A 20881-nucleotide genomic window follows, 5' to 3' on the forward strand; every position below is an offset into this window, starting at 1 on the left:
CCGGGGCCTTCGTCCTGTCCGGGACCCGGGACGGTCAGGGCAGACGCTTGTAGAAGAGCGTGGTGGCCTTCAGGGCGCCGCCGGGGCCGGCGGCGAAGTCCGGGATCGACCCGGCCTCGCTCCAGCCGGCCGCGCGGTAGAGCCGCTCGGCGGGGCTGCCGGTCTCGGTGTCCAGGACGAGCAGGGTGAGCCCGGTGGCGGCGGCGTGGGCCTCGGCGGCGGCCAGCAGGCGGGGGCCGAGGCCCCGGCCGCGGGCGGCCCGGTGGACGACCAGCTTGGCGATCTCGCCGCGGTGCCGCCCATTGGCCTTGCCGTCCCGGACCAGGGTGACGGCGCCGAGGACCTCGTCCCCGGGCCCGTACGCCGCCCAGACCTCGCGGTCCCCGGCCGCCCCGGTCCACCAGGCGGCGGCCTCGGCGGGCTCCAGGGGGGCCAGGAAGCCGAGGGAGGCGCCGGAGGCCACGGCGTCCACGAGGAGGTCCCCGAGGCCGTCGGCGGCCCGCAGGCGGACGTCCTCGGGGGTGAGCGGGCGGACGGTGTCGGTGTGCGCGTTCATACGGGCGAGCCTCACACGCCCGTGTTACGCGGGCGTGTCCTGCGGCTCCGGTGACCGCGCGGCGGCCCTACGCGAGGAAGTCCCGCGCGATGTTCGCCGCGGCGCGCTCCAGGAGCGGGCCCGCGTTCGCCATGGACAGCGCCGGGTCGGGCTCCAGCTCGGCCAGCGGGTAGGCGCGCCGGATGCCGGCCGCGCCCAGGGCCTCCGGCGGCAGGGCGAGCCGCCCGCAGACCGCGACGACCTCCTTGCCGGCCGCGCGGGCCGCCGCGGCGACACCCGCCGGGGCCTTGCCGTGCAGGGTCTGCTCGTCCAGCGAGCCCTCGCCCGTGATGACCAGGGTGGCGCGCTCCAGGGCCGGGGCGAAGCCCAGCACCTCCAGCATCAGCTCGATGCCGGGGCGGAAGCTCGCGTCGAGCAGCAGGGCCCCGTAGCCGATGCCGCCCGCGCCGCCCGCGCCCGGGGAGGCGGCCAGCTCGGCGGCCTTGGGGCCGACGGCCTTCTCCAGGATCCGCGCGTAGTGCGCGAGGGCCGCGTCGAGCGTGGCCACGTCCTCGGGGGTGGCGCCCTTCTGCGGGCCGTAGACCGCCGCGCAGCCCTTGGGGCCGGTCAGCGGGTTGTCCACGTCGCTGGCGAGGACCAGGTCCACGGCGGCGAAGCGGGGGTCGACGCCGGACAGGTCGGCGGAGGCCAGGGCCGCGAGGGCGCCGCCGCCGGGGCCGACCGGGGCGCCGTCCGCGTCCAGGAAGACCGCGCCGAGCGCGGCGAGCATCCCGGCGCCGCCGTCGGTGGTGGCGCTGCCGCCGACCCCGAAGACGAGCGTGGTGGCACCGGCGTCGAGGGCCGCGCGCAGCAGCTCGCCGGAGCCGTAGGTGGTGGCGGTCAGCGGCGCGAAGACCCCGGCCGGCAGCAGCTGGAGACCGGACGCCTCCGCCATCTCCACCACCGCGGTGGTCCCGCGCAGCGCGAACGCCGCGGTGACGGGCGCGCCGAGCGGCCCGGTCACGGTGACCTCGTGGCGCTCGAATCCGGCCGCTACGGCCGCCGCGACGGTGCCGTCGCCGCCGTCGGCGACGGGCAGGGTCTCCACTTCGAGCTCCGGGACGACCTGTCGCAGGCCGGCCGTGACCCGCTCCGCGACCTGTACGGCCGTGAGCGAGCCCTTGAACTTGTCGGCCGCGACCAGTACGCGCGCAGCCTCAGTTACTGCTCCGTCCGTCACCTTGCATCCCTTGCTTTCGAACGTGCAGTCGCGCCGAGGCCGACCTTATCCGCACGGCAAGACGGCGTGCCACCCCCTGATAAAGCGAAATTCCGCATCATAGTGGGCCATCATGAGTACCGAACCGATCGATCAGACATCACAAGAAGGCCCTGGTCCCGCCCCCTCCCCCGGCCCCGACGCGAAGGTCATCGCCCTCGGGATGGCGGTCGTGGTCGGCGTGGTCGGCTGGGCGGCGCTCGGCAAGCACTCCTTCGACAGCGCCTCCTCCTCGGCCCTGAACTGGGTCCTGTCGAATTTCGCCTGGCTCTTCGTCACCGCCGCCGACGTCTTCCTGGTGCTGTGCGTGGTGATCGCGCTGAGCCGCTACGGCCGGATCCGGCTGGGCGCCGACGACTCGGAGCCGGAGTTCACCAACCTCGCGTGGATCGCGATGATGTTCAGCGCGGGCATGGGCATCGGCCTGATGTTCTACGGGGTGGGCGAGCCGCTCCAGCACTTCCTGAGCCCGCCCCCGGCGAGCGGGGTGCCGGCGCAGTCCGGCGAGGCGGCCCGTACCGCCCTGGAGTACTCGTTCTTCCACTGGACGCTCACCCCGTGGGCGATCTACGGGATCGCGGGCCTCGCGCTGGCGTACGCGGGCTTCCGCAAGGGGCGCGGCAACACGCTGAGCGCCGCCTTCGTGCCGCTCATGGGCGAGCGCAGGGCGCGGTCCTGGCCGGGCAAGTCGATCGACCTGCTGGCGGTCTTCGCGACGGTCTTCGGCACCGCGACCAGCCTCGGGCTCGGCGCCCTCCAGGTCGCCGAGGGGCTGAACCTGACGATGGGCGTGAAGGACTCCACGGCCACCGAGCTGATCATCATCGTGTCGCTGTCGGCGGCCTTCGTCCTGTCGGCCTTCTCGGGCCTGCACAAGGGCGTGAAGTGGCTGTCGACGCTGAACATCGTGCTGGCGGGCTGCATGGCGCTGTTCGTCTTCCTGCTCGGCCCGACGGTCTACATCCTCGACACGATCCCGGCCTCGGTCGGCGGCTACCTGGACCAGCTGCTGCCGATGGCCAGCCGCACCGGGGCGTTCACCGACCGGGCCTGGCTGGGCGCCTGGACGATCTTCTACTGGGCGTGGTGGCTGTCCTGGGCCCCCTTCGTCGGCACCTTCATCGCCCGGATCTCGCGCGGCCGGACCGTGCGCGAGTTCCTGTTCGGCGTGCTGCTCGTGCCCTCGGGGGCGACGGTCATCTGGTTCTGCGTGATGGGCGGCACCGCGATCCGGCTCCAGTCCACCGGCGAGGCGGACCTGGCGACGGCGGTCAAGGACGGCCCGGAGGCGTCGCTGTTCGCGATGCTCGACGCGCTGCCGATCGGGACGGTCACCTCGTACCTGGCGATGCTGCTGGTGATGACGTACTTCGTGACCAGCGCCGACTCGGCGTCCCTGGTGATGGGCTCGCTGACCAGCCGGGGCGCGCTGCACCCGCCGACCTGGCTGGTGGTGACCTGGGGCGTGCTGATGGCGGCGGTCGCGGCGGTGCTGCTGGTGGCGGGCGGGCTCAGCTCGCTCCAGACCGCGACGATCCTGGTCGCGCTGCCGTTCGTGCTGGTGATGCTGGGCCTGTGCTGGGCGCTGCTGAAGGAGCTCCGCGAGGACCCGGGCGCGGGCCCGGCCCGGCACCAGGCGCTGCACGGGGTGCGGGACGCGGTCCGCGCGGCGGTCGGCGAGGCGATCACCGAGCAGGGCGCCTCCCGCCACCACCGGCTGCGCCGGGCGGCGAAGTCGAGGACGGGGGGCGAGGAGGAGTAGGGGGCCGAGGGGGCGACCCGTGCGGGGCGTCGGTGGGCGGCCCGGCGGTGTTCCCGGTAGACCGGTCGCATGGGCCTCCTCACGCACGCCGAGCTCGCCGACCGGATCCTGGGCGGCTGGACGGGACGGATCGCCGGGAACATGCTCGGCAAGCCGGTCGAGCGGGGCGACCACTGGACGCCCGAGCGGATCGACGCGTATCTGCGCCTCACCGACGCGCTCCCGCTCACCGACTACCTGCCGGCGCCGCCCGCCGCCGGGGCGGACGGCTTCGAGCTGCGGCCGGAGTGGCCGCAGTGCGTGCGCGGCCGGATCCGCGGGAGCTGCCGGGACGACGACATCGACTACTCGATCCTGGCGCTGCACCTGCTGGAGACCCGGGGCTTCGCCTTCACCACCGAGCAGGTCGGGGAGGTGTGGCTGCTGCGGCTGCCGTATCTGCGGACCTTCACGGCGGAGCGGGTGGCCTACCGCAACCTCGCCAACGGGCTGAAGCCGCCGCTGACGGCCACGTACGACAATCCGCACCAGGAGTGGATCGGCGCGCTGATCAGGGCGGACGTGTACGGCTGGACGTCGCCCGGCGATCCGCGCCGGGCCGCCTCGCTGGCGCGCCGCGACGCGGTCCTGTCGCACACGGGCAACGGGGTGTACGGGGCGATGTGGGCGGCGGCGCTGGTCGCCGCCGCGTTCACCGCGCCGGGTCCGCGCGAGGCGCTGGACACGGCGCTCGACCGGGTGCCCGCGAGCAGCCGGCTGGCGCGGGCGGTGCGGCACGCGATGGCCCTGCACGAGGCGGGTCTGGAGTGGTCCGAGACCGTCGCCGAGCTGCGGCGGGAGACGGGCGGCCTCGGCTGGATCCACACGGTGCCGAACGCGGCGGTGCTGACCGCCGGACTGCTGTACGGGGAGGGGGACTTCACCCGGACGATCACGCTCACCGTGCGCGGCGGCCTGGACACCGACTCCAACGGGGCGACGGCGGGCTCGGTGGCGGGGGTGCTGTGCGGGGCGGCGGCCATCCCGCCGCAGTGGTCGCGGCCGCTGCGGGACCGGGTGCGCAGCGCGGTGTCCGGTTTCGACGGGGTGCGGATCGGCGAACTCGCCGACCGGACGCTGCGGCTGGCTACGCTGGCGGGATGACACAGCCCGCGCAGCCCGCACCGCCCACGTCGTCCGTCTACGCCGCGTACATCGCCGGTCTGCCCCGGGTCCTGGCCGCCGCGGCGGTCCTGTTCCGGGACGAGGACGGCCGGATCCTGATCGTCGAGCCGAACTACCGGGAGGGCTGGGCGCTGCCGGGCGGCACGGTCGAGTCCGACGAGGGCGAGACGCCCCGCCAGGCGGCCCGCCGGGAGACGGCGGAGGAGATCGGCCTGGACGTGGCGGTCGGCGGGCTGCTCGCGGTGGACTGGGCGCACGGGACGGGCCGGCCGCCGATCGTGGCGTATCTGTACGACGGCGGGGTGCTGTCGGAGGCGCGGTTCGCGGCGATCCGGCTCCAGAAGGAGGAGCTGGTGTCCTGGAAGCTGATCGACCCGGCCGAGGCCACCGCGTACCTGCCGGGCAGCCTGGGCCCGCGGGTCCTCGCCGCGCTCGGCGCGCTGGCCGGGGGCCGCGGCCCGGTGGAGCTGGAGAACGGGCGCCCGGCGGCCGGTTAATCGGCTCGCGGGGCCTTCCCGGCACGTCCTAGGCTCGCGGAATGGCCATGATCGCGATCCTCACCGGCGCCGGCGTCTCCACCGACTCGGGCATCCCCGACTACCGGGGCCCCCAGGGCGTGTGGCGGACGGACCCGGAGGCCGAGCGGCTCGTCACCTACGGGCCGTACATGGCCGACCCGGAGATCCGCCGCCGTTCCTGGCGGATGCGGCTGGAGGGCCCGGTCCTGGAGGCGGAGCCGAACGCGGCGCACCACGCGATCGCCGCGTTCGAGCGGAGCGGGCACGCGCTGCGGGTGCTCACGCAGAACGTGGACGGGCTGCACCAGGCGGCCGGGGTCCCGGAGCGCAAGGTGCTCGAACTGCACGGCACGGCGCGCTCGGTGGTCTGCACGGCCTGCCACGCGCGCTCGTCGGCGGCGGAGGCGCTGGACCGGGTACGGGCGGGCGAGGACGATCCGGCGTGCCGCGGCTGCGGCGGGATCCTGAAGCCGGCGACGGTGATGTTCGGACAGCGGCTCGACCCGGTGGTACTGGCGAACGCGACGGCGATCGCCAAGGCCGCCGAGGTGTTCCTGGCCGTCGGCTCCAGCCTCCAGGTCCACCCGGCCGCCGCCCTGGCGGGCATCGCGTCGGAACACGGCGCCCGCCTCATCATCGTGAACGCCGAGCCGACCCCGTACGACCCGCTCGCGGCCGAACTGATCCGCGAACCGATCGGCACGGCCCTCCCGGAGCTGCTGGAGCGGCTGCGGTGACGGGGGTTGACGCTTCTACCGGCAAGGCGGGCGGAACGTTTCGTTCGGCAGATACTGCTTCCACTGCGCGGGGGTGATGGGGTCGCCGGCCGACGCGCAGATCCCAGCGAGGTCCGGTTCCGGCCCGACGTCCCACAGTTCGATGCCCATGGACGCTCTGACGAGCGCGAGATAGGCACCGTCAGGCGTGAAGCGGAGCCCGTAGACCTGATCCGAGTTCGACGGCGGCAGGTAGCTCCTTCGGGTGGGCGTCTTCGGGTCGGAGACGTCCCAGATCTCGGGGCGCGAGTCGAACTCGTCCGCGGGGTTCTGCCCCAGCAGCGCGAGACGGGTCCCGTCGGCGTTGAAGGCCAGGGGGGAGTTGCGCCGCACCCGCCACTGGGAGACTTCCTCGGTGATCCGGCCCTGCTGGAAGCGCCACAGGCTCACCGTCCCCGTGCCGTCGCTCGTCGCCAGCAGCTTGCCGTCGGGCCGGAACGCGGTGGTCAGGGAATCGGTCCGCTTGGGAAGGGGCCGGGACCATCGCCGCTGGGGCCGCGCCGGGTTGCCGAGGTCCCAGCCCTCCAGCGCGCCCTCGACGGCGGGCTGCGGGGTGCCTGGGGCGTCCGGGCCGTCGGTCGGGCTGAAGGGCGAGTCGGCGAGGAGGAGCCACCGGCCGTCGGGGGAGAAGTCCAGCGACGTGGTCGACGCCTTGATCCGGGCCACCTGCCGGGGTCGAGCGGGGTCCGCGATGTCGTAGATCCTGACGCTCGGCGGTATGTGGTTCCTGTCCGTCCAGCCGGCCATGTCGGATACGGCCAGCACGGGGGCCGTCGGGCTGAAGGCGATGACCTGCACCCCGTTGTCCAGATCCTCGATGGTGGACAGCGGCCCGGCGCCCGGGGCCGCCGCGGTGTCGCGCAGCCGCACACCGACCAGTTCCGCCGGCTTCCCGTCCTTCTTCCCATCCTTCTTCCCGCCCTTCTTGTCGTCCTTCCCGCCGCTCCGGCCGGGGAACAGCTCCACGTCGGCGAGCAGGCGCCCGTCAGGGCTGAGGGCGATGGACCCGCCCGTGAACATGTCGGGAGAGCGGGTCGTGGTCCGCAGCACGGCCGAGTCCGGGAAGTCCGTCACATCCCAGAGGTAGTTCACCCCGACGCCCTGAAGGGCGAGCAGCGTGTCCTTGCCCGCCTTCCGGTAGTCGAACGTGGCCCCCGTCCCGGGGACCGAGGGCAGTACGGCCCGGGCGCCCAAGCGGGCGGGGTTGTCGATGAAGAAGACGTGCACCCCTTTCTCCGTGGCATGGAGCAGCCTGCGGGGCGCTCCCGGATCGAACGTGACCATGCCTGCGGTCAGGCCCTGCGAACCGCCTTGCGCCCCGGGAAGAATCGCCCCGGGCACGACGGTTTCCGCGTAGATCCACGTATGCCATTCGGCCTCGCAGGACCCGGCCACGTACGCGCGCACCGGGTTGAACGCCACCGACGTGATGCCACCGCCGCAGAAGATGGACGAGTCGATCAGCGAGTCCTTCGCCGGGCCCATCCGCCGGGGCGCGGCGGGTGTGTCCAGTCGCCACAGGCCCATGTCCGCCGACGTCCTCTTCGCCACCGGGGCCGCGAGGATGCGACCGTCGGGGTCGAAGGCCACCCGGTGCAGCGGTCGGGGGTTGGCCTGGGCCACGCGGTCGTACTGCTGCCCTTGGAGGGTCGCCACGGCTTTGGGGTGCCGGGGGTCGGCCGTGCTCCAGAGCTTGATGCCGCCGTCCAGGCTCATGCTGGCGAGCAGATCGCGCCGGGGTGACACCGCCAGGGAGTCGACGGTGCCGCGATGCGCCCGCAGCGCGGGCAACGGTGTGGGCGCGGTCCGGTCGGTGATGTCCCAGAGGCGGATCTCACCGTTCGTCAGTCCCGCGTAGAGCGTCTTACCGTCCTGGCCGAGGGCGAGCGCGGGCACGGCGTGCTCCAGCGTGGGCGCGGCGGTCTGCCGGGGGCGCGCGGGGTCCGACAGGTCCCAGATCCGCACCCAGGCGGTGGTCGGCCGCCGATCGTCGTAGGTGACCGCGGCAAGGGTGCGGCCGTCCCGGCTCACGGCGAGCGGGCCGATGCCTTCTGCCGCGATCCTGGCGGAGCCACGCGGAGACCGCACCACGATCGCGTCACCGACGGACAGCGCCAGTACGCGGCCGTCGCCGCTCAGGGCGAGGTCGTAGGCGGGCTCCTCCGCGTTGATCACGCCCGGGGTGGTGACGCTGTTGAAGATCGCGCTGCGGCCGGCGTCCTGGTCGATCCGGTACGACAGCAGGCTGAGCTGCTTGGCCAGGCCCGGCTGTTGGGAGCGCAGTCCTTCGGCCTCGGCGGCGAGGTACCGGGCGAGGTCGCGTTCGGATGCCCGCTCGGCCCGGCGCTGGAAGACGAATGAGCCGTACAGGCCGATTCCGGCGAGCAGGACCAGCGTGGCGAGGACCGCGATCGTCGCTCGAAGCATCCGTACTCCCCGGCGTTCCCTGCGTCGGGACGCCTTGAGGAACTCGGCGTACGGGGAGTCCGGTTCCGCGGCGCTCGTCGGTGCGGACGCGGCCCGCTCGCGTACCGCGGCCAGGCGGTTGCCCCGGTACAGCAGCGAGGCGTCCCGCCCTGACTGGTGCCAGGCGGCGGCGTCCGCGGTGAGCTGCTGACGCGCGCGCAACCAGTCCCGGTCGGCCTCGATCCATTCTCGTAGCCGTGGCCAGGTGTGCAGCAGCGCCTCGTGGCTGACGCGTACGGCGGCCCGGTCGACGGTGAGCAGCCGTGCCCGGGCGAATCGGTCGATCGCCTCCTGGGCCGCGGCGGTGTCGGGCAGGCCGTGCATCAGCGCCGACGGGTCCATCGGCTGCGCGGTGTCGGCCTGGCCGTCGCCCACGCGGACGAGCCGCGGCAGCATCAGCCGGACGGCTTCGCGGCCGGTCGCGTCGAGTGCCTCGTAGGCCGCTTCCGCGGTCTGCGCGACCGCTCCGTCGATGCCGCCGGCGGCCCGGTACTGGGCGACGGTGAGCCGGGTTCCGGTGCCGCGCGCCCATGTGGCCCACAGGACGTGGGACAGCAGCGGGAGTGCGCCGGCCGCGGAGCTCGCGTCGGCGGTCGCGCCGAGTTCGTGCAGGATCACGTCCGCGAGCCCGCCGTCGAGTTCGAGGCGAACGGCCGCCGCCGGGCCCTCGATCGCGGCGCGGAGTTCTGCGGTCGTCATCGGCTCGACGAGGAGCTGGCCTTCTCCCAGCGCGGTGACCAGCTCGGGATGCGAGACGGCCTGCCCGTAGAAGTCGGCACGCAGCGCGAGCACCACCACGGCACCCGGCCCGCCTTCCGCCGCCGGCCGGGTCAGCGCGGTCAGTGCGCGGAGGAAGGCGGTGCGCTCCTGGGCGGTGCAGAGCGTGAAGACCTCCTCCAGCTGGTCGACGACCAGGATCAGGCGTCGCCCGGGCCGGTCCGGCGGTCCCGCCGTCAACCGCTTGGCGAGTCGCACCGGTTCGGCGGGGTCGGTGTCACCGTACGTCCCGCCCGGACCGGCGGCTCCGTCCGTGGCGCGAGCGGTCGCGGGCGCGGCACCGAGCAGGTCGGCCAGCCGTGGGAGCGGGCTGGGGCCGGGAGTGAGCCGGAGGAGGAGCCACGGGGTGGTTCCGAAGAGCTCCCGTTCACGCAGTCGGGCGGTCAGGCCGGCGTTGAGCAGCGAAGACTTCCCCGAGCCGGAGGGGCCTACCAGGATCAGCGGGGTTGATGCGAGGGACCGCGCGAGGTGTTCCATCCGGTCGAGCAGCCGCTCGGTCATGCCCTCGCGCCCGAAGAACAGATCCGTCTCGTCGGCCTTGAAGGCGTCCAGGCCCGGATACGGACAGCGCTCCCGGGCCGTCCCGGCTTCCTCGGGGGGCTCGTCGTGCCGCACCGTCACCGCCGGGTTGGGCGCGAGTACGAGTCCTCCCGAACGGTCTCCCGCCTGCCGCCGGGGCAGCGGCTGCTGCCGGGAGCTCATCTTCCGGAACACTCCGTCGAACACCGCGTCGAGCGTCAGCCGGGGCGCCCCACGCGGATCGCCCTCCGTGAGCAGTTCGATGACCGCTCCGGTGAACGCGGTGTGCCGCGCCTCCGACGGCGCGAGAGCCAGGTGCTCCGCCGCCCCCATCAGATACATCCCGTGCACGGGAGCCAGATCGAGGGAACGGGCGACCGGTGGCCCACCACCGAGCGACGCACGCCCCGAGAAGCAGCAGTCGAGCACGACGACGACGTACGAGGCCCGGCTGGCACCGAGCGCCTGCCGCAGCGAGGCGAACGACAACGCCTGGTGCTCCGCCATTCCGGGTGTCAGCCGGTCGGTACCGCGCGCCGCCAGATGGAGCTCGCCCTCGGGACCGAGCAGGCCGTGGCCGATGAACCACACGAGCAGCACGTCTTGTGACCGCTGGGCCTCATCGACGATCGCCCGTGCCATGGTCCGGGCATCGGCCGGATCCAGGAGCAGGCGCACATTGCCGGCCCGCACCCCGCAGCGTTCGACCAACGCCTTCCGCAGGTCGTGGGCCGACGTCGCGACGGAGGGCACGGAGGACAGCAGTGGGCCGTCGTGGTGAGCGGTGGCGATCAACAGGACCCGTACGCCCGGCCCCGTCAGACCTGTCACGGCAGCTCCCGGGGACCGGCCCCGTCCTGTGGCTGCCCTATCAGTCCGATGATTTCCTCGACCTGTCGCCGCACCGCCTCCGCGTCGAGGCCGGCCACCCGCCGCGCGGTGACTTCGGCCGAACCGCGGCCCCGTACCGTCACTTTGACGCGCACGTCGCCCCGTCGCGTCCGGAGCCAGGCGACCACCCCGGTCGCGAACGCCGTCGCGGCTCCCGCCGGCCCCACCGCTACGGCCAACGCGTCCAGGGTCGGCCCCAGCGCGCCGGGGCGAGGGGGCGACTCCACGCCCTCGACACGCCCCCGCAGTCCGTCCGCCCCGGCTAACCACGACCGCAGGTCACGGAGAGCGTCGTCGCCCGGGCCTGCCCCCTCCACACGCACCTCGATGTCCATTGCTCCCCCGTCGTCGCCGACCACAAGACATGCGAACTGCCGTATCGAGGCTAGCGACCCGCTCCACGGGTGAACAGATCGAAAGCCGGCCGGACCGACCCGGACGGACGGCTTCGACGGGACGGCCCCCGCCCCCCCTAGAACAGCGTCTCCTCCCGCCCCGACTCCCCCGATTCGAAGGCGAGGAGGCGCTTCTTGCGGGTCAGGCCGCCGCCGTAGCCGGTGAGGGAGCCGCCGGAGCCGATGACCCGGTGGCAGGGGACGATGATCGAGACCGGGTTCTTGCCGTTGGCGAGGCCGACCGCGCGGGAGGCTCCGGGGTTACCGAGGGCCTCGGCGAGTTCGCCGTACGTCCGGGTCTCGCCGTACGGGATGAGGCGGAGCTGTTCCCAGACGCGGAGCTGGAACGGGGTGCCGATGAGGTGCAGTTCCAGGTCGAAGTCGGTGAGCTCGCCGGCGAAGTAGGCGTCGAGCTGGCGGACGGTCTCGGTGAAGGGGCGGGGGTCGGGGGTGCCGAAGGACTCCTCGGGCGGGCGGTGGCGCTGGTCGGTCATGTGGACGCGGCTGAGCACGCCGTCGACGGCGACCAGGGTCAGGGCGTCGTAGGGGCTGTCCACGACGGTGTGCTGGACGGTGGGCATGACGGGCTTTCCTTAGGCGGGGAGGTGGTTGATCGGATGGCTGTCGGTGGCCCAGAGGTACTGGACGGCGTAGGCCCGCCAGGGGCGCCAGGCGGCGGCGCGGGCGGTGAGCGCGGCGGGGGTGGCGGGCAGGCCGAGGCTCTGGGCGGCGCGGCGGACGCCGAGGTCGCCGGGGAGGAAGGCGTCGGGGTCGCCGAGCGCCCGCATGGCGATGACCTCGGTGGTCCAGGGTCCGAAGCCGGGGAGGGCGAGGAGCCGGGCGCGGGCCTCCGTCCAGTCGCTCTCGGGGCCGAGGGAGAGGGCTCCCGCGGCGAGCGCCTCGACCAGGGCGAGCAGGGTGGCGCGGCGGCTGCGGGGCAGCGCGAGGGTCTCGGGGTCGAGTCCGGCGAGCACCTCGGGGGTCGGGAAGAGGCGGGTGAGGCCGCCCTCCGGGTCGTCGACCGGGACGCCGTGCGCGGTGACCAGGCGGGCGGCGTGGGTGCGGGCGGCGGCGGTGGACACCTGCTGGCCGAGCACGGCCCGGACGGCGAACTCGGCGGCGTCCACGGTACGCGGGACCCGGCGGCCGGGCGCCGCGTCGACCAGGGGCGCGAGCAGCGGGTCGGCGCGCAGCCGCTCGTCGACGGCGACGGGGTCGGCGTCGAGGTCGAGCAGCCTCCGGCAGCGGCTGATGGCGTGGGTGAGGTCGCGCGGGTCGGTGAGGGAGAGCCGGCACCGCACGTGGCCGGCGCGAGGCGCGAGGGCGACGATGCCGTGCCCGTACGGGAGGGCGAGGGTCCTGCGGTAGGCGCCGTCGCGCCATTCCTCGACGCCGGGGACGGCGGTCGCGGCGAGGTGGCCGAAGAGGTTGGAGGGCTCCAGCGGGGCGCGGAACGGCAGCCGGAGGGTGAGCACCGTGCCGGGAGAGGCGGTGGGGGCGGTGGGGGCGGAGGGTGTGGTCGGGGCGGTCGGGGCCGCGGGGGCGGCGCGGGCGCGCAGGTCGCCGGGGGTGAGGGCAAAGACCTCGCGGACGGTGTCGTTGAAGGTGCGGACGGAGGAGAAGCCGGCCGCGAAGGCGATCTCGGCCATCGGCAGCGCGGTGCTCTCGATGAGCAGCCGGGCGGTCTGGGCGCGCTGGGCGCGGGCGAGGGCGAGCGGCCCGGCGCCGAGTTCGGCGAGGAGCTGGCGTTCGATCTGGCGGGCGGAGTAGCCGAGCCGGGCGGCGAGCCCGGGGACGCCCTCGCGGTCCACGACGCCGTCGCGGATCAGCCGCACGGCGCGGGCGACGGCGTCGGCGCGGGCGTCCCACTCGGGCGAGCCGGGGCTGGTGTCGGGGCGGCAGCGCTTGCAGGCGCGGAAACCGGCCCGCTGGCAGGAGGCGGCGCTGGGGTGGAACTCCATGTTCTCGGCCTTGGGCGGGACGGCCGGGCAGCTGGGGCGGCAGTAGATCCGAGTCGTGCGGACCGCGGTGAAGAAGACGCCGTCGAAGCGGGCGTCCTTCGAACGGACGGCCCGCACGCAGCGCTCGGTGTCGGTGTGCATGGTTCAAGGATCGGTCACCGGAGGCGGCCGGGCTGGCGGAAAAACGACATCAACGTCCGGCGGCGTCGGCCTCGGCGAGGGCCGTGACGAAGACCTCGTAGGCGTCCTCGTCGTAGAGCACGAAGCGGACCTCGCGGACCGGCGGGGCGGTCTCGACGCCGCCGGTACCGGCAGCGCCGGCTCCGGCCTCGCGGACGGCGCGGATCGCGAGGCGCGCGGCGTCGGCCATGGGCCAGCCGTAGATGCCGGTGGAGACGGCCGGGAAGGCGATCGTCTCGGCGCCGAGTCCGGCGGCGACCCGGAGGGCTTCGGTGTAGCAGGAGGTGAGCAGCGCCGAGCGGTCCTCCGCCCTGTCGTACACGGGTCCGACGGTGTGGACGACCCAGCGGGCGGCCAGGTTCCCCGCGGTGGTGGCGACGGCGCGGCCGGTGGGCAGGCCGCGGCCGTAGTGGCCGGCGCGCAGGGCGCGGCAGTCGGCGAGGATGGCGGGGCCGCCCGCGCGGTGGATGGCGCCGTCGACTCCGCCGCCGCCGAGCAGCGAGGAGTTGGCCGCGTTGACGATGACGTCGGCGTGCTGGTGGGTGATGTCACCGAGGACGAGGAGGATGCGGGGACGGCTGCTCATGTCCCCATCCTCGCGCCGCCCGGCCCCTTCCCGCGCGGGGTTTTATCGGACAGGTGCGCGCAGGCGGCGCCAGACCGACTTGGCGGCGTTGTGCCCGGACATGCCGTGGACGCCGGGGCCGGGCGGGGTGGCGGAGGAGCAGAGGAAGACCGCCGGGTGCGGGGTGTTGTAGGGGTGGAGCGACAGCTTGGGGCGCAACACCAGCTGGAGGCCGCGGGCGGCGCCGCAGGCGATGTCGCCGCCGATGTAGTTGGCGTTGCGCTCGGCGAGCTCGGGCGGGCCCGCGGTGGCGCGGGCGAGGACGAGGTCGCGGAAGCCGGGGGCGAAGCGCTCGATCTGCCGCTCGATGGCGTCGGTGAGGTCGCCCCGCCAGCCGTTGGGGACGTGGCCGTAGACCCAGAAGACGTGCTTGCCGTCGGGGGCGCGGCCGGGGTCGACGAGGGTGGGCTGGGCGGCGATGAGGAAGGGGGTGTCGGGGGCGGTGCCGGAGGACGCCTGGTTCAGGGCGGTGCCGATCTCCCCGGCGGTGGGGCCGATCTGGACGGTGCCCGCGCGGCGGGCCTCGGCGGCGGTCCAGGGCACGGGGCCCGACAGCGCGTAGTCGATCTTGAAGGCGCTGGCGCCGTAGCGGTAGGAGTCGTAGTGGCCGCCGAGTCCGGCGATCCGGGCCAGCGCGGTGGGCGAGGTGTCGAAGACGTACGCCCGCGCGGGCGGCAGGTCGTCGAGCCGCTTGACCTCGTAGTCGGTGTGGACGGTGCCGCCGAGCTCCGTGAGGTACGAGGTGAGGGCGTCGGAGATGGACTGGGAGCCGCCCCTGGGGATCGGCCAGCCGCCCGCGTGCGCGGCGAGCGCGAAGACGAGGCCCACGGCGCCGGTGGCGATGCCGCCGAGCGGGGCGATGACGTGGCCGACCAGACCGGCGAAGAGGGCGGGCGCCTTCTCGTCGCGGAAGCGGCGCAGCAGCCAGGTGGACGGCGGGAGCCCGGCGAGGCCGAAGCGGGCGAGGGTGACCGGGTCGCGGGGCAGCGCGGTGAGCGGGAGCCGCATGAAGTCCCCGGCGAGGGTGTCCCACTTGCCGAGGAAGGGCGCGACGAGCCGCCGGTAGGCGCCCGCGTCGCGGGGGCCGAAGGAGGCGGCGGTCTCGGCGACCGAGCGGGAGAGGACGGCCGCGGTGCCGTCGTCCCAGGGGTGGGCCATCGGGAGCTCGGGGTGCAGCCACTCCAGGCCGTGCCGGGCCAGCGGCATCGTCTTGAAGACCGGCGACCCGGCGCCCAGCGGGTGGACCGCCGAGCACGGGTCGTGGCGGAAGCCGGGGAGGGTGAGCTCCTCGGTGCGGGCGCCGCCGCCGACGGTGGACTTCGCCTCGAAGACCGCGACGGAGAAGCCGCGCCGGGCCAGCTCCACGGCGGCGGTCAGTCCGTTGGGTCCCGCCCCCACGACGACGGCATCGAGCATCGACGGCACCTTCGGACTCCTTCGTCAGCCGATGGCCAGGGGCCAGGGATTCCAGCATAGGCCGGGCCCCGCAAGGGACTTACGGGGCCCCGAGCAGCGCCCGGACGCGCTCCGCGGTGGCCGCGTCGCGGGCGGCGGTGAACGGCAGCGCGTTGCCCCCGGTGACGCGGAAGCGCTCGCCGGTGAGGGTCAGGTCGGTGCCGCCTGCCTCCTCGACCAGGAGCAGTCCGGCGGCGTGGTCCCAGGCGTACTCCCAGGAGAAGGCGACGGCGTCGAGCTCGCCCTTGGCGACCGCCAGGTACTCCAGGCCGGCGGAGCCGCAGGGGCGGGGGCGGACGCCTTCGGTGCGCAGGCCGAGCAGGGCGCGCTTCTGGTCCGGGGTGGTGTAGTCGGGGTGCGAGGTGGCGACGGCCAGGTCGGCTCCCGGGGCGGGCGCCCCCGACCGTATGACCCGCCCGTCGACGGTGGCGCCGCGGCCCCGCACCGCGACGACCAGCTCCTCCAGGGCGGGGGCGTAGGTCCAGGAGGCGAGGAGCTCGCCGCGCACGGCCAGGGCGACCAGGGTGCAGAAGCCGACCTCGCCGCTCACGAACTGGCGGGTGCCGTCGACCGGGTCGACGATCCAGACCGGGGCGTCGCCGCCGAGCGCGTCGTACACCGAGGGGTCGGCGTGCACGGCCTCCTCGCCGACGACGACGGAGCCGGGCAGCAGGGCGGTGAGCGAGGCGGTCAGATGGGCCTCGGCGGCCCGGTCGGCGACGGTGACCAGGTCGTGCGGGCCGTTCTTCTCGACGATCTCCTCGGCGCCGAGCCGGCGGAAGCGCGGCATGATCTCGACGGCGGCGGCCTTGCGGACGGCCTCCTCCACCTCGGTCGTCCCCCCGGCGAGGACGTGCTCCAGGAACGCTGCGGCTGTGGTCTGGTCGTCTCGGCTCATGTGACCAGCCAAACACACCGCGCTGACATTCCGGAGACCCCGTGACGACCTGGGGGCGTCCCGGTGGCGACCTGGGGACGACCTGGGGACGGCCGGGGGGACGGTCCGGGGGGCGACCGCCTGTGGACAACCGGCGGGCCTCCGCCGCTCCGCGAGTACGCTTTGATCGAGTTCACCCCTTTGTCTCCTTCTCTGCAGGTCCATCCCCTGCAGGCCCATCCCCGGGGAGGGTCCCGTGCACGGCGAGTACAAGGTTCCGGGCGGCAAGCTGGTCGTCGTCGACCTCGACGTGGAGGACGGCGCGCTGCGCCGGGTCCGGGTCGCGGGCGACTTCTTCCTGGAGCCCGACGAGGCGATCCTGGCGATCGACGGGGCGCTGGAGGGCGCTCCGGCGGACACCGACGCGGCCGGTCTGGCCGCCCGGATCGACGCGGCGCTGCCGCCGGGCACCCAGATGTACGGGCTGACCACGGAGGGTGTCGGCGTGGCGGTCCGCCGCGCCCTGGCGCACGCCACCGACTGGACCGACTACGACTGGCAGCTCGTCCACGAGGCGCCGCAGTCCCCGGCGCTGCACATGGCGCTGGACGAGGTGCTGACCGCCGAGGTCGCGGCGGGGCGCCGGCCGCCGACGCTGCGGGTCTGGGAGTGGGGCGCGCCCGCCGTCGTGATCGGCAGCTTCCAGTCGCTGCGCAACGAGGTGGACCCGGAGGCGGCGGAGCGGCACGGCATCGGGGTGGTGCGCCGGATCAGCGGCGGCGGGGCGATGTTCATCGAGCCGGGCAACACCATCACGTACTCGCTGTCGGTCCCGGACGCCCTGGTGCAGGGCCTGTCCTTCACCGACAGCTACGCGTATCTGGACGACTGGGTGCTGGGCGCGCTCGGCGACATGGGCGTGCGGGCCTGGTACCAGCCGCTCAACGACATCGCGACCGAGGCCGGCAAGATCGCGGGCGCCGCGCAGAAGCGGATGGCCTCCGGGGACGGCGCGGTGCTGCACCACGTGACCATGGCGTACGACATCGACGCCGACAAGATGACCGAGGTGCTGCGCATCGGCCGGGAGAAGCTCTCCGACAAGGGCACCAAGAGCGCGAAGAAGCGGGTGGACCCGCTGCGCCGCCAGACCGGGCTGCCCCGGGAGGCGGTCATCGAGCGGATGATCGCCTCCTTCCGCTCCCGCTACGGCCTGTCCGAGGGCCGGGTCACGGAGGAGGAGATGGCCCGGGCGAAGGAGCTCGCGGAGACGAAGTTCGCGACTCCGGAGTGGACCGCCCGGGTCCCCTGAGCGTCCTGGGCGCCTTGGGCGCCCCGGGACGGGATCAGGTGCGGGCCACCAGGATGAACTCGTTGTACGGGAACGCCTTGCCGACCGCGCGGGAGAAGGGGAACGAGTAGGTCCGGTCGACCGTCAGACCGAGCTTCTCCGCGTGGCCGCGCAGGCCGTCGAAGTCGACGAAGCGGACGTGCGTGGCGTCCGTCTTGTAGCCGGCCTCCTGGGGACAGATCAGCACGACCTGGCCGCCCGGCTTCACCAGCGACAGGTACTGCTCCAGGACCGAGTTCCCCAGCGCCTCGTCCATGTGCTCCAGGACATGCGCGCACAGCAGGCTGTCGAACGAGCCGGGGCCGCAGTCCGGGGCGGCGGCGAGCTCGTCGGGCGTGTACGCGGTCAGGCCCCGCTCACGGCAGACGGCGACCGAGTCGGCGTTGTGGTCGACACCGACGCTGTCGGGGCCGCAGTTCAGCAGGTTGCGGCCCAGGCCGCAGCCCACGTCCAGCACCCGGCCGAGGCCCAGTCTCTTCAGATTCCACCGGTACGGCGCCTGCGTCGGCAACAGCCGCTTGATGCCCGAGGTCTCGAGCCGCGCGAGGCGCTGGGTGTAGTCGGAGGACTCCGTGCCGGACATTGATGACCGCCTTCGTTGCGTCGTGTGGACGCATAACGACACCGTGGGAAATGAGTCACGACGGCGGCTGCGGGTCCGGAGCCGGGTACGGCTCGGACCGGGGCACGCCCAACCGTGTCTCGGTAAAGGGGAGGCTATGACACCGAGGAGGCCCCGGTCCAGGGTTCTCGGACACCTCGTCACATGTCAGAGGCATCCCGCGCCCGGCGGGGCAGCTCGACGCGGACGGTGAGGCCGCCGCCGGGGCGGGGCACGGCGGTGATCTCGCCGCCGTGGTTGGCGGTGATCGCGCGGACCACGGCGAGTCCGAGACCGCTGCCCTCCGCCCGGCGCCCCGCTCCCCGCCGGAACGGCTCGAAGAGCTCGGGCAGCTCCGCCGGGTCCACGACCGGCCCGGTGTTGCCTACCTCCAGGAAGGACCGGTCGCCCGCGGTGCCGGTGGTGAGCGTCGCGGTGCCGTCCGGCCGGTTGTGCCGGACCGCGTTGGCCAGCAGGTTCAGGGCGACCTGGCGCAGCAGCGCGGGTTCGCCGGTGACCGGCGCGGGCGCGGCGGCGGCGTCGATCCGCACCCCTGCCGTACGGGCCTCCCCGGCGAGGTCGGCGAGCGCCGCGTCGGCCGCGTCCGCGAGGTCGGCCGGCTGCCGGGCCGGCGGCTCGCTCTCGCCCCGCGCCAGCGTGAGCAGCGCCGCGATCAGGCGCTCGGTGCGCGCGTTGGCGTCGAGGGCGCGACGCAGGTCGGGGCGGAGGTCGGCGGGGACCCGGCCCTGGGCCAGCGGGATCTCCAGGGCGGTGCGCTGGAGGGTCAGCGGGGTGCGCAGCTCGTGGGAGGCGTGGGCGGTGAAGCGGCGCTGGGCGGTGAAGCTGCGGTCCAGGCGGTCGAGCATCGCGTCGAAGGTGTCGCCGAGCTCCCGTACCTCGTCGTGCGGGCCGGTGAGGGCGAGCCGCTCGTCGAGGGCGCTGCCCGCGCCGATCCGCCGGGCGGCGGCGGTGACCCGGTGCAGCCGGGCCAGCGACCGGCGCCCGGCCCACCAGGCGAGCAGCGCGGCGAGCGCGGTGAAGACGAGGAGCAGCAGCAGCGAGCGGCCGAGGAGCTCGCCGAGGACGCTGCGCTGGAACTCCTGGAAGCCCTCGGCGGCGGTCGCGGGGGTGAGGGTCCGGGCGGGGACCGGGGGTGGGGTGGTGGTGTCCGGGGCGGGCATCTCGGCGGGGACGGTGTCGACCGCGGGGACCACCAGGTAGCGGTTGTCCTCGATGAGCTGCCGGGAGCTCAGCCAGTTGAGGACGAGCAGTCCGCAGCCGAGGAGCGCGAAGACCACGGTGGTGACCAGTGTCAGGCGCGCGCGCAGCGGCAGCCGGGGGCGGGTGGAGCGGTGGCCGGTGCGGGCGCCGGTGCGGGGGCCGGTCACAGCCGGTATCCGAAGCCGGGCTCGTGGGTGATCAGCGGCGGGTCGCCGAGTTTGCGGCGCAGGGAGTGGACGGTGACCCGGACGGCGGTGGTGGCCGGGTCGAGCGCCGGGTCCCACAGGCAGGCGCGCAGCTCCTCGGTGCTGACGGGGGCGCCGTCCGCGGCCAGCAGCAGCTCCAGCACGCCGAGCTCGCGGGGGGTCAGCCGCAGCGGCCGGCCGTCGCGTTCGGCGGCGCGCCGCGCGGTGTCGAGGCTCAGTCCGCGCCGGCTCAGCACGGTGGGGAGGCCGCCGCCCGGGGTGCGGCGGCCGAGCGCGCGGAGCCGGGCGACCAGCTCCAGGTACGAGAAGGGCTTGCTCATGTAGTCGTCGGCGCCCTGGCCGAGGCCGTCGACCAGGTCGGACAGGGAGCCGGCGGCGGTGAGCATGAGGATCCTGGCCGGGTAACCGGCGGTGGTCAGCGCCCGGCACACGGCGTCGCCGCTCAGCCCCGGCAGGTCCCGGTCGAGCACGAGGACGTCGTACGCGTGGGCCGCGGTGAGCTCCAGCGCGCGGACGCCGTCGTGGGCGACCTCGGGGACCATGCCCTCGCCGCGCAGTCCGTCGGCCAGCATGGCCGCCAGCTCCGGCTCGTCCTCGACGATGAGCACCCGCATCCGTCCCACTCCCTCCGGCGCCCGCGCGCGCCGTCGCCGTCGCGGTCCTCGTCGCCGCATGTCAAGGATGCCCCGGCCGCCGTTAGCCACCGGTTAGGCGCACGCTCACGGGTGGCTCACCGGGCCCTCCGTAGAACTGCGGACGTCACACGAGACGACCGGCAGGGAGAGGCCCATGCGCGAGAAGACACGACGGATGCTGCTGGCGGGGGCGGCCGTCGCGGCCGTACTGGCCGTGGGCGGCTGCTCGTCCGCCGAGGACACGGCGCCGCGGGTGGCCGGGGCCGAGGGCGGCGGCGCGAAGAAGGAGCCGCAGGACGACGACGCGGTCCGCAGGGCCTGGGTGGACTGTATGCACGCCCAGGGGCAGAACGGGGTCACCCAGGACAAGGAGGGCAACATCGCCATCCCGGCGGCCGGTACCGACGGCGGGTCGTTGGAGGGGTACGAGACCGCCGCGAAGACGTGCGACGCCAAGGTCCCCGGCATCCACCAGGTCAAGGCGAAGAACAACGCGAAGTTCGTGGAGATGGCCCGCGCCTTCGTCGCCTGCGCGCGGAAGAACGGCTATCCGGACCTGCCCGACCCCGAGCCGCAGACGGGCATCCTGGTGATCCCCACGGCCGCCTTCGACGGGGCCAAGTGGGACGCCATCCAGCCCGCCTGCTCCAAGCTGCCCATGCCCGGCTACCGGATCGGGCCGTGACC

At 74.3% G+C, this 20881-nt stretch carries 18 protein-coding genes; 6 read left to right on the forward strand and 12 right to left on the reverse strand.

Annotated features, from left to right (window positions below; translation table 11 throughout):
* Nucleotides 1-34: 34 nt before the first annotated feature.
* Together AB0C99_RS25950 and AB0C99_RS25955 are read right to left on the reverse strand one after the other, a co-directional pair.
* Nucleotides 35-556 (reverse strand): GNAT family N-acetyltransferase, encoded by a 522-nt coding sequence (locus AB0C99_RS25950; protein WP_362479498.1) that lies wholly within the window; start codon nucleotides 554-556, stop codon nucleotides 35-37.
* Between the two features lie 67 nt (nucleotides 557-623).
* Complete coding sequence (locus AB0C99_RS25955) at nucleotides 624-1775, reverse strand: glycerate kinase (RefSeq protein WP_362479501.1); 1152 nt, start codon at nucleotides 1773-1775, stop codon at nucleotides 624-626.
* Nucleotides 1776-1887: 112 nt separating this feature from the next.
* Here AB0C99_RS25955 and AB0C99_RS25960 point away from each other — a divergent pair, with 112 nt between their 5' ends.
* From AB0C99_RS25960 to AB0C99_RS25975, 4 genes are all read left to right on the forward strand, one after another.
* A complete protein-coding gene (locus AB0C99_RS25960; RefSeq protein ID WP_362479503.1) occupies nucleotides 1888-3576 on the forward strand; it encodes a BCCT family transporter in 1689 nt (562 codons plus the stop codon).
* A 69-nt stretch (nucleotides 3577-3645) separates the two neighbouring features.
* A complete protein-coding gene (locus AB0C99_RS25965) occupies nucleotides 3646-4719 on the forward strand; it encodes an ADP-ribosylglycohydrolase family protein (protein WP_362479505.1) in 1074 nt (357 codons plus the stop codon).
* Complete coding sequence (locus tag AB0C99_RS25970) at nucleotides 4716-5237, forward strand: NUDIX hydrolase (protein WP_362479508.1); 522 nt, start codon at nucleotides 4716-4718, stop codon at nucleotides 5235-5237. Before AB0C99_RS25965 ends, AB0C99_RS25970 begins: the two co-directional genes overlap by 4 nt.
* A 41-nt stretch (nucleotides 5238-5278) precedes the next feature.
* Nucleotides 5279-5995 (forward strand): Sir2 family NAD-dependent protein deacetylase, encoded by a 717-nt coding sequence (locus tag AB0C99_RS25975; protein WP_362479511.1) that lies wholly within the window; start codon nucleotides 5279-5281, stop codon nucleotides 5993-5995.
* 15 nt (nucleotides 5996-6010) lie between these two features.
* On the opposite strand, the gene AB0C99_RS25980 is transcribed toward AB0C99_RS25975, so the two are convergent.
* The 7 genes from AB0C99_RS25980 to AB0C99_RS26010 all read right to left on the reverse strand — a co-directional run bounded on the left by AB0C99_RS25980 (nucleotide 6011) and on the right by AB0C99_RS26010 (nucleotide 16201).
* On the reverse strand, nucleotides 6011-10627 hold the full coding sequence (locus tag AB0C99_RS25980) for an AAA family ATPase (RefSeq protein ID WP_362479513.1): 4617 nt from the start codon (nucleotides 10625-10627) through the stop codon (nucleotides 6011-6013).
* Entirely contained in the window at nucleotides 10624-11022 is a 399-nt protein-coding gene (locus tag AB0C99_RS25985) for a hypothetical protein (protein ID WP_362479516.1), read from the reverse strand. Before AB0C99_RS25985 ends, AB0C99_RS25980 begins: the two co-directional genes overlap by 4 nt.
* 137 nt (nucleotides 11023-11159) lie before the next feature.
* On the reverse strand, nucleotides 11160-11663 hold the full coding sequence (locus AB0C99_RS25990) for a methylated-DNA--[protein]-cysteine S-methyltransferase (protein ID WP_362479519.1): 504 nt from the start codon (nucleotides 11661-11663) through the stop codon (nucleotides 11160-11162).
* A 12-nt stretch (nucleotides 11664-11675) separates the two neighbouring features.
* On the reverse strand, nucleotides 11676-13184 hold the full coding sequence (locus AB0C99_RS25995; protein ID WP_362479522.1) for an AlkA N-terminal domain-containing protein: 1509 nt from the start codon (nucleotides 13182-13184) through the stop codon (nucleotides 11676-11678).
* Between the two features lie 49 nt (nucleotides 13185-13233).
* On the reverse strand, nucleotides 13234-13809 hold the full coding sequence (locus tag AB0C99_RS26000; protein ID WP_362479525.1) for an O-acetyl-ADP-ribose deacetylase: 576 nt from the start codon (nucleotides 13807-13809) through the stop codon (nucleotides 13234-13236).
* Nucleotides 13810-13851: 42 nt separating this feature from the next.
* Nucleotides 13852-15273: an NAD(P)/FAD-dependent oxidoreductase gene (locus tag AB0C99_RS26005; protein ID WP_362479528.1), complete on the reverse strand. Its 1422-nt coding sequence runs from the start codon at nucleotides 15271-15273 to the stop codon at nucleotides 13852-13854.
* A 70-nt stretch (nucleotides 15274-15343) separates the two neighbouring features.
* Complete coding sequence (locus tag AB0C99_RS26010) at nucleotides 15344-16201, reverse strand: inositol monophosphatase family protein (RefSeq protein ID WP_362479530.1); 858 nt, start codon at nucleotides 16199-16201, stop codon at nucleotides 15344-15346.
* Nucleotides 16202-16436: 235 nt separating this feature from the next.
* Here AB0C99_RS26010 and AB0C99_RS26015 point away from each other — a divergent pair, with 235 nt between their 5' ends.
* Nucleotides 16437-17492: a biotin/lipoate A/B protein ligase family protein gene (locus AB0C99_RS26015; RefSeq protein WP_362479532.1), complete on the forward strand. Its 1056-nt coding sequence runs from the start codon at nucleotides 16437-16439 to the stop codon at nucleotides 17490-17492.
* 34 nt (nucleotides 17493-17526) lie between these two features.
* Here AB0C99_RS26015 and AB0C99_RS26020 read toward each other — a convergent pair whose 3' ends face one another.
* The 3 genes from AB0C99_RS26020 to AB0C99_RS26030 all read right to left on the reverse strand — a co-directional run bounded on the left by AB0C99_RS26020 (nucleotide 17527) and on the right by AB0C99_RS26030 (nucleotide 20173).
* Complete coding sequence (locus AB0C99_RS26020) at nucleotides 17527-18114, reverse strand: class I SAM-dependent methyltransferase (protein ID WP_362479535.1); 588 nt, start codon at nucleotides 18112-18114, stop codon at nucleotides 17527-17529.
* 179 nt (nucleotides 18115-18293) lie between these two features.
* Nucleotides 18294-19520, reverse strand: a complete 1227-nt coding sequence (locus AB0C99_RS26025) for a HAMP domain-containing sensor histidine kinase (protein ID WP_362479538.1) — start codon at nucleotides 19518-19520, stop codon at nucleotides 18294-18296.
* On the reverse strand, nucleotides 19517-20173 hold the full coding sequence (locus tag AB0C99_RS26030) for a response regulator transcription factor (RefSeq protein WP_362479541.1): 657 nt from the start codon (nucleotides 20171-20173) through the stop codon (nucleotides 19517-19519). Before AB0C99_RS26030 ends, AB0C99_RS26025 begins: the two co-directional genes overlap by 4 nt.
* A 175-nt stretch (nucleotides 20174-20348) precedes the next feature.
* On the opposite strand from AB0C99_RS26030, the gene AB0C99_RS26035 reads away from it, so the two are divergent.
* The gene (locus tag AB0C99_RS26035) at nucleotides 20349-20879 is read left to right on the forward strand and encodes a hypothetical protein (protein ID WP_362479544.1); all 531 of its coding nucleotides are present in this window, start codon (nucleotides 20349-20351) and stop codon (nucleotides 20877-20879) included.
* Nucleotides 20880-20881 lie beyond the last annotated feature (2 nt).

The sequence above is a fragment of the Streptomyces sp. NPDC048659 genome (genome assembly GCF_040650575.1).
Taxonomy (GTDB): domain Bacteria; phylum Actinomycetota; class Actinomycetes; order Streptomycetales; family Streptomycetaceae; genus Streptomyces.